The following is an 8972-nucleotide window of genomic DNA, read 5'->3' on the forward strand; positions in this document are numbered from 1 at the left end:
ATACCGCCTCCCCGCGATACTCCACTGCAGATTGCCTGGGCCGGTCTCCGGGCTGGGTTCCCGCGGCCTCGCCTTCCCACCCTGTCGGGCAGTGGCGCGTGAAGCCGCTTGCATGCGAACCATACCGTTGCGGGGGCAGCGCCGGCCTGTCACCGGCTTCCCGTTTCATCCGCGCCTGACGGCGGCGGACACCCTGGCAAGATGGAGCCGGATTATAGCGGCGGCATGCCGGCATGACAGCCCGCAAGATCAAATTACGCCGTAATGCCGATTGAAGCGCTGCCGGCGCAGCGGTAAGGTCTCGCGTTCGATTTTCGCCGCCCCGCAAGACGGGACGATTCCCTTCTCTCTTCCGGAACCCCCTGATGCCCCATCCCGATGCGTCCGCCTTCGATGCCGCCGTCGCCCGCCAGGCGCGACTGACCAAACCCGCCGGCAGCCTCGGCAAGCTGGAAACCCTCGCCTGCCAGTTCGCGGCCTGGCAGGGCCGCGCCATTCCCTCGCGCCTGCGCCCCGCCATCACTGTCTTTGCCGCCGACCATGGCGTCGCCCGCAGCGGCGTCTCGGCTTATCCGGTCGAAGTCACCGCCGAGATGGTGAAGAACTTCGTTCGCGGCGGGGCGGCAATCAGTGTGCTGGCGCGGGAAATCGACGCGACACTGGAAGTGGTCGATGTCGGTGTGGCGGCAGACTTCGATCCGGCCATGCCGATCGTGCATGCCAAGGTCCGCTACGGTTCGCGCAATCTGTGCGACGAACCGGCCATGCAGGAACAGGAATGCGAACAGGCGATCGAAGCCGGCCGCGCCGCCGCCCGCCGCGCCATTGCCGCCGGTGCAACGCTGCTGATCGCCGGTGAGATGGGCATCGGCAACACCACCCCGTCGGCCGCGCTGATCTGCGCACTGAGCGGCGCCCGCCCGGTCGATGTGGTCGGGCGCGGTACCGGTGTGGACGACCAGGGCATGGCCCGCAAGCGGGGAGCGGTCGAAAAGGCGCTGCTGCGCGCCCGGACTACCGACACGGCGGCCGGCTGGCTGGCCGAGGTCGGCGGGCTGGAAATCGCCGCCATTGCCGGTTACTACCTCGAAGCCGCCAGCGCCGGTGTACCGGCACTGGTTGACGGCTTCATCACCGCAGCCGCGGCCCTGGTCGCCTGCGGCATCGATATCGACACCCGCGACTGGCTGCTGGCCTCGCACCGTTCCCGGGAACTGGGTCATGAGCTGGCACTGACCGCGATGGGGCTGGAGCCGCTGTACGACTTCGGGCTGCGCCTCGGCGAGGGATCCGGCGCGGCGCTGACCGTGCCGATGCTGCAGATGGCGATCCGGCTGCATGCCGACATGGCCACCTTTGCCGAAGCCGGCGTCAGCGACCGGGACCACGAATGAAGCGCATTACCTTGTGGCGGCACGGCGAGATCGACGCCGCCGGCCTGCTGGTCGGCCGGCGCAGCAACCCGCCGCTGACCGGGGCCGGACGCGACACCATGCGCCGGGGCTGGCCGGCGCTGACGGCCATGGCACCGGTCACGGCGATCGCCTGTTCGCCGCTGCAGCGCTGTCTGGCATCGGCAGAAGACTTCGCCGCCGATGCCGGTCTGGCGCTGCACGTCGATGCCGGTTTTGCCGAAACCGATTTCGGCGTCTGGGACGGCGCCCCGCTGGACGGCCTGCCGGCCGACTGGCAGGCCGAGTACAGCAACGGCCGCTTGCTGCCGGATGGTGGCGAAACGCTGGCCGGCTTCCGCACCCGGGTCATCAGCGCATTCGATAGCTGGGTCGAGCGCCTCGGCGACGGCCACGCCGTCCTGATTACCCACGGCGGCGTGATCGCCGCCGTGCTGGCCGCGCGGCTCGAACTGTCGCTGCCCAGCGCGCGACGGCTGTTCGTCTCGCGTGGCGGTTACGTGCAGCTGTCGCTGGCCGACGGCTGCCCCGACTACCTGATTGCACTGGCCAACCCGGCAATGGGTTGAGCCGGCCACCATGGCGCCGGCGTCCGGCTGACGAGTGGCGTGCCCGGTTTGGGGGCGGTGACGCGCAGCCTATACAATACCGCTCCGTTTCCTGGCGCCGCCGTGCGCATCGAATGGCCCCCATGCACGCCATCGGCATTCACGCATTCTGGCTCTGGAGCGCAGCCGTCGCCGGTGTCGCGCTCGACTACCTGCTGGGCGAGCCGCGCCATGCCCATCCACTGGTCGGCTTCGGCCGCCTCGCCGGCTGGCTCGAACGAACCTTCAACCGCCCCGACGGCCGGCCCGGTTCCCGGCTGCTGCTCGGTGCGTGCGGCTGGTGTGCGCTGGTGCTGCCACCGGCGGTCGCCGCCCAGGCCCTCGTCATGGCACTGCCACTGCCACTGGCACTGCTGGTGCATGCCCTGCTGCTGTATTTCACCCTCGGTGCACAAAGCCTCGGCGCCCATGTCCGCCCGATCGCCGCCGCCCTGGCCGCCGGCGACCTGCCGGCCGCACGTGCGCTGACCGCCCGCATCGTATCGCGTGATCTCGACGATGCCGATGAGGCCGCCGTCGCCCGCGCCGCGGTCGAATCCACGCTGGAGAACGGCAACGATGCCATCTTCGGCGCATTGTTCTGGTTCGCCGTGGCCGGCGGCCCCGGCGCGCTGGCCTATCGGCTGGCCAATACCCTGGACGCCATGTGGGGCTACCGGACACCGCGCCTGCTGCATTTCGGTCGGGTGGCCGCCCGTGCCGACGATGCGCTGAACTGGCTGCCAGCCCGGCTGACTGCCATCAGCTATGCCCTGCTCGGCCACAGCCACGACGCATTCGCCTGCTGGAAAACCCAGGCCCGGCACTGGGACAGCCCCAACGCCGGCCCGGTGATGGCGGCCGGCGCCGGCAGTCTCGGCGTCTGTCTTGGCGGCCCGGCCCGTTACCACGGACACATCGAAGACCGCCCGCCGCTCGGCTGCGGCGAAACCGCCGGCGACCATCACATTACCGAAGCCTGGCGGCTGGTGGTACGGACCCAGCAGGCCTGGCTGGCGTTCGGCGCCATCCTGCCCGCGCTCACTCTGGCCTCCCTGCTATGACGATCTCTCCCCCACCGCATGGCGGCAGGCTGCGCGAAGCCGCGCGGCGCTTCGACCGGCCACTGGCCGACTGGCTCGACCTGTCCACCGGCATCAATCCGTGCAGCTACCCGCTGCCGCCGCTGGATGTCGATGTCTGGCGCCGGCTGCCCGACGATGACGACGCGCTGCCGGCCATCGCCGCCCACTACTACGGCGCGCCGCCCGCAGCCCGCGTGCTGGCCGTCGCCGGCAGTCAGGCCGCCATCCGCACCCTGCCGCGGCTGTTGCCGCCCGGCCGGATCGGCATCGCGCCGCTGACCTACAGCGAGTACGCGCCGGCCTGGCGCCGCGCCGGACACGAGGTGGTGCCGGTCGACCTCGACGGCATCGAGGCAGCCCTGCCGACGCTCGATGTCCTGCTGGTGGTGAATCCGAACAACCCCACCACCGAGCGGGTCGCGCCCGGGACACTGCTGCGCTGGCGTGAGGACCTGGCCGCACACGGCGGCCTGCTGCTGGTCGATGAAGCTTTCATGGACGCCTCGCCGGCGCACAGCATTGCCGCCCATACCGGCGCACCGGGCTTGCTGGTCTGCCGTTCCGTCGGCAAGTTCTTCGGCCTGGCCGGGCTGCGCGCCGGCTTCGCGCTCGGCGAGCCCGCGCTGATCGACCGGCTGGCAGCCGAACTCGGCGCCTGGGCGGTCAGCGGTCCGGCCCGTGCCGTGGTAGCGGCCGCGCTGGCCGATACCGACTGGCAACAGGCAATGCGCGACCGGCTGCAGCGCCAGCAATCGCGCCTCGTCGCCCTGCTGGAACAGCACGGACTGAAAGTCGCCTCGACGCCATTGTTCTGCTGGTGCCCGCATCCGGACGCCCCCGCCCGGTACCACGCGCTGGCGCAGCAGGGCATTCTGGTGCGCTGTTTCCCTGCCCTCGGTGGCCATGGCCCCAGCCTGCGCTTCGGCCTGCCCGATGACGCCAGCTGGGCGCGGCTGGATGCCGGGCTGGCGCATGCCTTTTCGACGCCGGGTGCCGGTGCCGCTCCCCTGACTCAAGGATGACCCGCCGATGCGTGGCCTGATTCTCGCCGTACAGTTCCTGACCCGCCTGCCGACCCCGCGCCTGGCCACTTTCGATCCGGCCTGGCTGACGGAATCCGCACGCTGGTTCGCCACGGTCGGGCTGATGGTCGGGTTGCTGCTGGCGGCGGCCGCCGGTGCCGGCGCGCTGATCGACCCGTGGCTGGCCGCACTGGCGGTGGTCGGCGTCTGGACCTGGGTCACCGGCGCGCTGCATCTGGATGGTCTGGCCGATCTGGCAGACGGACTCGGCGCGGCACACCGCTCACCGGAACGCTTCCTGGCCGTGCTGAAAGATCCGCATGTCGGCAGTTTCGGCGTGGTCGCGCTGGTCATGCAGCTGGCGACCAAGCTGGTGCTGGTGATGCTGCTGGTGCAGACGGGCACGCCGTGGCTGGCCTGGCTGCTGCTGCCGGCCTGGGCCCGGCTCGGCGCGGTGTACTGGTCGGGGACGATGCCGCAGCTGGCGGCCGGCGGGCAGGCGGAACGATTCGGCTGGTGCACGCACTGGCCCAGCTTCTGGCTGTCATTCGCGGCGCTGGCGGCCGCGTCGGCCTGGTTTGCACCGGCGCTGCTGGTGGCGCCACTGCTGTGGCTGGCCTGGCGCCGCACACTGATGGCACGGCTGGGCGGGGTGACCGGCGACTGCCTCGGTGCCGGCATCGAACTCAGCGAATCCGGGCTGCTGCTGGCCCTGTTGCTGGTGGCGAAATGGCTGCCGGACCTGGTCTAGTCCGGCAGCCGGGGTCTTACAGCTTGCCTGCCAGCTTGCGGTTGCGCAGCACGCACAGCAGGTCGACGGCGATATGCGCCGCCGAAATGGCGGTGATTTCGCTCTGGTCGAACGGCGGCGACACTTCAACCACGTCCATGCCGACCAGGTTGACGTCTTCCATGCCGCGGATGATCTGCAGCGCCTGCGCACTGCTCAGGCCGCCCGGAACCGGCGTGCCGGTGCCCGGTGCAAAGGCCGGGTCCAGGCAGTCGATGTCGAAGGTCAGATAGGTCGGATTGTCGCCGACGATGGCCTTGATCCGGCGCAGCACTTCGGCACAGCCGATTTCATGCACGGTCGGCGCGTCGAGCATCTGCATGCCCATGAAGTCGTCGTTCCAGGTGCGGATGCCGATCTGCACCGAGCGCGCCGGGTCGATCAGGCCTTCCCGGATCGCCTTGTAGAACATGGTGCCGTGATTCAGGCTGTCCGGCTCATCGTCCGGCCAGGTATCGCAATGCGCATCGAAGTGGATCAGCGACAGCGGCTTGCCGTATTTTTCCGCATGTGCGGTCAGCAGCGGGTAGGTGATGTAATGGTCGCCGCCAAAGGTCAGCATCTTCGCGCCGCTGTCGATAATGGTGCGCGCATGGTCGACGATGCTTTTCTTGATCGTCAGCGGATTGTGCGCATCGAACCAGCAGTCGCCGTAATCGATCACCGCCAGGTCATCGAACGGGTCGAAGCCCCACGGGAACGGTTTCAGTTCGGCCAGTTGCACCGACGCGGCACGCACCGCCGCCGGCCCGAGGCGGGCGCCGGGACGGAAAGTGGTCGCCAGATCCAGCGGCACGCCGCTGACGGCGACGTCGACACCGCGCAGGTCGCGCGTGTAGTTGCGGCGCATGAACGACAGCACGCCTGCGTAGGTATTTTCGATATTCGAGCCGTACAGGCCCTGACGGCGCATCGCGCCATCGCCAAGAATGTCAGTCATTCGGTAACTCCCGGTCCAGAGAGTACGCCGGCCACCGGGTCACGCAGGACCCTGATTCGCCAGCGATTCCCGTCCATCTTGCGCAGCCGACGGGTGAAGGCTGCCGCGCACCCCGCGCGGAAAACGGCGGAAGTGTGCCCGACCCCGGCCGGCGGGACAAGCGGCATGCGGACCGGGCCATGACAGGAAAATATCTGCCGCCGGAGGGTACCCGCTCATAGAAAAAATAAATCGCCATTTGCTTTCGCTGTTGTCCGACAGCGCATAGCCTGTAGCACAGTTGTTCATTCCCGCCCGGGGAATCGTCCTGTCCGCAGCGGGCAGCCGACGCGTCCCCCTCCTTGTCGCGTGGTCCGGTTTCCAGACCGGCGCCTGACGTCCCGTGTCCCACCGCGACCAACCGCGGCGCCATGCCGCCAGGAGGCCTGCGATGAATCATCTCGCCGAACTGCTGCCGGCCCTGCCGGCCTCGTTCAACATACTGACCACCTTTGGTGCCCTGCTGGCGGCAGGCATTATCGGTGCCCGCCTGTTTGTCCGTACCCTGCGCCTGCCGATCCTGTCGGCCTGGGTCCTGACCGGCTTCATTCTCGGCCCGGCCGCTCTGGGTCTGGTCAACCAGGCACAACTGACCGATCTGCAGCCGCTGGTGGAAATCGGGCTGGCACTGATCCTGTTCCAGCTCGGGCGCCGGCTCGACGTCGGCTGGCTGCTGCGCGAGCGCTGGCTGGCCATGACCTCGCTGGCCATCGCCATGACCCTGTTCGCCGCCGTGGCGGTGGCGCTCGGCGCCGTCGGTCTCAGCGTGACCACCTCGCTGCTGATCGCCGCGCTGACGCTGGCCGTCTCGCCGGCGACACTGCTGCTGACCATACGCGAACTGCGCGCCGAAGGCGTGGTCAGCGAGCGGGCGCTGAACCAGACCGCGCTGATCCACCTGCTCGGCTGGCTGGCGCTGGGGCTGACCCTGGCCGGCTGGCAGGCACACAGCCAGCCGCTGACCGCCTCACTGCTCAGCCTGCTCGCACGCAGCGTCGCCGCCCTGCTGCTTGGTCTGTTCAGCGCCTGGCTGGCGGTCCGGCTGGCCGACTGGCTTGGCAAGCTCGACGGCTACCAGCCAGTGATTCTGGTCGCCCTGGTCACCGTCACCATGGGCATCTGCAGCTGGCTCGGCTGGCCGGCCGCCGTGTCGCTGCTGGTGTTCGGCAGCGCCACCCGCCGCATGGACCGCCAGTTCGCCCTGGCCGAACCGGATCTGCTGCCTTATGGCAGGCTGCTGTATGTCGCCCTGTTTGTCCTCGCCGGTGCCGCGCTGGAACCCCGTGCGCTGGCCGTGGCCTGGCTGCCGGCCGTGGTCGTGCTGGTGGTCCGGCTGGCGGTGCCGGTAGCGATGATGGTGCTGCTGGCCCGGCCCAATGGCGTCGACTACCGGCAGGGCGTCGCCATCGGCGCCACACTGTGGCCGGTCGCCGGCGCCCCGCTGATCGGCATCGGTATGGTCGGCCAGTTCAACCCGGTGCTGGCCAGCCAGTTGGCGGCCATCTCGCTGTCGATACTGCTGCTGTCCGAACTGCTCGGGCCGATCGTCATCCGTCAGGCGCTGCGCGTCTGCAAGGAACACGGGGAGAACACGCGATGAGACTCGAATTCACGCCATCGACGCCACTGACTTTCGGTATCGAGCTGGAACTGCAGATCCTCAACCGGCGCGACTACGCGCTGACCCGGGGGGCCGCCGACATGATGCGGCTGATCGAGCGCCAGGGCCCGGTCGGCGACATCAAGCCGGAAATCACTGAAGGCATGATCGAGATCGCCAGCGCCGTCCACACCGACGCCAATGCCATGCTCGACGAGCTGAAAACCATCCGCAAGCAACTGCTGGGTGCCGCCGACAAGCTCAACCTGGCCCTGTCCGGCGGTGGCACCCACCCGTTTTCGCGCTTTGCCGAGCAGCGCATCTATCCGAAGGAGCGCTACAAGCTGGTATCCGAGCTGTACGGCTATCTGGCCAAGCAGTTCACGGTATTCGGCCAGCACATCCATATCGGCTGCCCGGACGGCGATGCCGCCTGCCGGCTGACACACCGGCTGGCAGCGGTGATTCCGCATTTCATCGCGCTGTCGGCCTCCTCGCCGTACTGGCAGGGCAGTGACAGCGCCTTCGCCTCGTCGCGTCTGAATGCGGTCAATGCCTTTCCGCTGTCCGGCTCGATGCCGTTCGTGCTCGACTGGTCGTCGTTCAACGACTATTTCGAGCGCATGGCCGGTTACGGCATCGTGCGCTCGATGAAGGATTTCTACTGGGACGTCCGGCCCAAGCCGGAATACGGCACGGTGGAAATCCGGGTCTGCGATACGCCGCTGTCGCTGGAACGGGCGGTCGAGCTGGGTGCCTATGCGCGCACGCTGGCCGCCGCTTTCCTGGCCGACGACAGCACGCCGAGCGCTGACGTCTATCTGACCTACAGCTACAACCGCTTCCAGGCCTGCCGCTTCGGCCTGCAGGGCGAGATCATCGGCAGCGACGGCAAGGTCGCCTCGTTGAGTGCCTCGATCCTGACCATGCTGTCCCGGCTCGCGCCGCAGGCCGGGCAACTGGGCACGCAGCCGCAGCTCGATGCGCTGGCACAGCGGGTGATTCGCAGCGACAGCGATGCGGACTGGCTGCGCCGCCAGTACACCGAAACCGAGTCGTACTCGCACATGGCCCGGCTGGCGTCGGCGCAATGGGAGAACCGCTAGCCAGCATTGGCTATTTATCCTGGGAAGCGAAGAAGCCCCCGTGCATGGCACGGGGGCTTCTTTGCGTATCCGTCACGATCGCCACGCACCAATGAAAGAAGCCCTCGTACAGGGTACGAGGGCTTCAGTATAGGACCTGGCGGTGACCTACTTTCGCATGGGCAAGTGCCACACTATCATCGGCGCAAAGCAGTTTCACGGTCCTGTTCGGGATGGGAAGGGGTGGTTCCCGCTCGCTATGGCCGCCAGGGTAAAAGGTTGGTCGCCGGGACTTATCCCAACAACCAGAAACAGAAGAAGCAACAACTTCAAGTCAGATTTTGCGTATCGCTCGCTCACACAGCCGAATGTCTCGACTTATAGGATCAAGCCGCACGGGCAATTAGTATCG

At 68.2% G+C, this 8972-nt stretch carries 8 protein-coding genes, 1 rRNA gene and 1 riboswitch; of the genes, 7 read left to right on the forward strand and 2 right to left on the reverse strand.

What is annotated here, in order from left to right; all coding sequences use genetic code 11:
- Positions 1-21: 21 nt before the first annotated feature.
- Positions 22-211, reverse strand: a riboswitch (cobalamin riboswitch).
- 154 nt (positions 212-365) lie between these two features.
- The 5 genes from cobT (at position 366) to Q352_RS0111660 (ending at position 4857) form a co-directional block, all read left to right on the forward strand.
- A complete protein-coding gene (cobT, locus tag Q352_RS0111640) occupies positions 366-1394 on the forward strand; it encodes a nicotinate-nucleotide--dimethylbenzimidazole phosphoribosyltransferase (protein ID WP_028499497.1) in 1029 nt (342 codons plus the stop codon).
- Positions 1391-1981, forward strand: a complete 591-nt coding sequence (locus Q352_RS20820) for a histidine phosphatase family protein (protein WP_036386102.1) — start codon at positions 1391-1393, stop codon at positions 1979-1981. Before cobT ends, Q352_RS20820 begins: the two co-directional genes overlap by 4 nt.
- A 122-nt stretch (positions 1982-2103) precedes the next feature.
- Positions 2104-3063, forward strand: coding sequence for an adenosylcobinamide-phosphate synthase CbiB (gene cbiB, locus Q352_RS0111650; RefSeq protein ID WP_028499498.1), 960 nt, complete (start codon positions 2104-2106; stop codon positions 3061-3063).
- On the forward strand, positions 3060-4106 hold the full coding sequence (gene cobD / locus Q352_RS20825; RefSeq protein WP_036386103.1) for a threonine-phosphate decarboxylase CobD: 1047 nt from the start codon (positions 3060-3062) through the stop codon (positions 4104-4106). Before cbiB ends, cobD begins: the two co-directional genes overlap by 4 nt.
- Positions 4107-4113: 7 nt before the next feature.
- Positions 4114-4857, forward strand: a complete 744-nt coding sequence (locus Q352_RS0111660; protein ID WP_028499499.1) for an adenosylcobinamide-GDP ribazoletransferase — start codon at positions 4114-4116, stop codon at positions 4855-4857.
- 16 nt (positions 4858-4873) lie between these two features.
- On the opposite strand, the gene speB is transcribed toward Q352_RS0111660, so the two are convergent.
- A complete protein-coding gene (gene speB / locus Q352_RS0111665; protein ID WP_028499500.1) occupies positions 4874-5836 on the reverse strand; it encodes an agmatinase in 963 nt (320 codons plus the stop codon).
- A gap of 430 nt (positions 5837-6266) precedes the next feature.
- Between speB and Q352_RS0111670 the strand changes: the two genes are divergently transcribed.
- Together Q352_RS0111670 and Q352_RS0111675 are read left to right on the forward strand one after the other, a co-directional pair.
- A complete protein-coding gene (locus tag Q352_RS0111670) occupies positions 6267-7475 on the forward strand; it encodes a cation:proton antiporter (protein ID WP_028499501.1) in 1209 nt (402 codons plus the stop codon).
- Positions 7472-8581: a YbdK family carboxylate-amine ligase gene (locus tag Q352_RS0111675; protein ID WP_028499502.1), complete on the forward strand. Its 1110-nt coding sequence runs from the start codon at positions 7472-7474 to the stop codon at positions 8579-8581. Before Q352_RS0111670 ends, Q352_RS0111675 begins: the two co-directional genes overlap by 4 nt.
- A 134-nt stretch (positions 8582-8715) precedes the next feature.
- On the opposite strand, the gene rrf is transcribed toward Q352_RS0111675, so the two are convergent.
- Positions 8716-8831: ribosomal RNA gene (gene rrf / locus Q352_RS0111680) — 5S ribosomal RNA — on the reverse strand.
- Positions 8832-8972: the final 141 nt, after the last annotated feature.

Source organism: Microvirgula aerodenitrificans DSM 15089 (assembly GCF_000620105.1).
GTDB lineage: Bacteria > Pseudomonadota > Gammaproteobacteria > Burkholderiales > Aquaspirillaceae > Microvirgula > Microvirgula aerodenitrificans.

What these genes read in the sequence shown, in the direction of transcription:
- cobT (WP_028499497.1), top strand. Translation starts at nt 366, where the DNA reads ATGCCCCATCCCGATGCGTCCGCCTTCGATGCCGCCGTCGCCCGCCAG.
- Q352_RS20820 (WP_036386102.1), top strand. Translation starts at nt 1,391, where the DNA reads ATGAAGCGCATTACCTTGTGGCGGCACGGCGAGATCGACGCCGCCGGC.
- cbiB (WP_028499498.1), top strand. Translation starts at nt 2,104, where the DNA reads ATGCACGCCATCGGCATTCACGCATTCTGGCTCTGGAGCGCAGCCGTC.
- cobD (WP_036386103.1), top strand. Translation starts at nt 3,060, where the DNA reads ATGACGATCTCTCCCCCACCGCATGGCGGCAGGCTGCGCGAAGCCGCG.
- Q352_RS0111660 (WP_028499499.1), top strand. Translation starts at nt 4,114, where the DNA reads ATGCGTGGCCTGATTCTCGCCGTACAGTTCCTGACCCGCCTGCCGACC.
- speB (WP_028499500.1), bottom strand. Translation starts at nt 5,836, where the DNA reads ATGACTGACATTCTTGGCGATGGCGCGATGCGCCGTCAGGGCCTGTAC.
- Q352_RS0111670 (WP_028499501.1), top strand. Translation starts at nt 6,267, where the DNA reads ATGAATCATCTCGCCGAACTGCTGCCGGCCCTGCCGGCCTCGTTCAAC.
- Q352_RS0111675 (WP_028499502.1), top strand. Translation starts at nt 7,472, where the DNA reads ATGAGACTCGAATTCACGCCATCGACGCCACTGACTTTCGGTATCGAG.